The sequence below is a fragment of the Nostoc sp. genome, from assembly GCF_036919895.1.
In the GTDB taxonomy this organism is placed as follows: domain Bacteria; phylum Cyanobacteriota; class Cyanobacteriia; order Cyanobacteriales; family Nostocaceae; genus Nostoc.
The window spans coordinates 1-1,184 of sequence record NZ_JBALBW010000040.1; the positions used below are offsets into that span (position 1 = coordinate 1).

The 1,184-nt window shown below is 40.6% G+C and carries 1 pseudogene; it reads right to left on the reverse strand.

What is annotated here, in order from left to right:
• Positions 1-5: 5 nt before the first annotated feature.
• Positions 6-1,144, reverse strand: a pseudogene (locus V7K55_RS27490) (ISAs1 family transposase).
• Positions 1,145-1,184 lie beyond the last annotated feature (40 nt).

Sequence of the window (1,184 nt, forward strand, 5' to 3'; positions counted from 1 at the left end):
CAGGGCTATTTCATTCTAAAAAGCTGCTTGAGTGTGTCTAGTCCAAAAGAACATAAACGTTGAGCTTGTGCCATGTTTTTAAACATATTGTCCCGGTATAAATTGAGTGAAAAATTGCGAGCGAGCGCAAAAATCTGAGGCAGGGGGGTAGTGCGAATTCTGGATGCATCTTCACCTTGGGTAACGTCCCGAACGTAATGAACTTTATTCTCAACACCCCAATATCCTCTGATTCGTTCAGCTATTTGTTGAGCCGTTTCACATAGAGATGAAATGTAATAACGAGTCTCAGTAGTTACTTCTATCACATTGTGGGTGAAAACCTGACGTTCTGACTTAACTTGGATCAAAGTGAGAAGTCCGGGCCAAGGACGAATATTATCAAGTGTTTGACAAATACTGACATGACGCTTTTCGACTCGACCGTGCCCCTTATTTATCTGCTCGCAAGTGGACTCTGGTATAAAATTTGTTTTAACATCTTTGAATAGACCTTGCTGATTGCCTTTTAAGGCCGCAATATAATCATTCCCACTCTCTATAATCAACTCGCAAGTTTTTTTTGGGTATTAATTGCATCAAAAACAAAAACAACTCCCTTTAAAGCCAGTTTCTGAATCAACTCAGGTATTGCTTTAATTTCATTGGTTTTGGCATTAACCTCACATGGTTCTAGAATAAATCCTCGCTCGACAATATAAGTACTGACCAGCATAATTGCTGGATGAGAGTCGGAGTTAGGATTATCATTTTCAATTTGGTATGAGCCTTTGAGGACTTTGCCGTCTAATCCAATGGTTTCTCCGCAAATTGGTTTGATGTCAAAGAATTTCGCCAGACATACGGAATAGTCTGTGTAATCTATGTATAATAAAGCCCGACGCAGGGTGCTATAAGAAGGTAGTCTGTTTTTTGGGGGTTTTAAAAGATCAACTAACTGCTCATGGTAGCTTGAAATCCAATCTCCAATTGCTAAAAATCCTCTATTCCCTGCGGCGATCGCCAAAGTAAATAAAGCTAGGCACAGTGGAAGAGTATGGCGTTGTCCAGCACGGCGACGGGGGTCTTTTAGTCCAATAAAGGCTTCTATAATTGCGATTTGACACACGGTAGTCGATGCGTTATGCAAAATTTGCGCGCTCATCTTACCATATACTGGACAGATTTAGAATGAAATAGCCCTG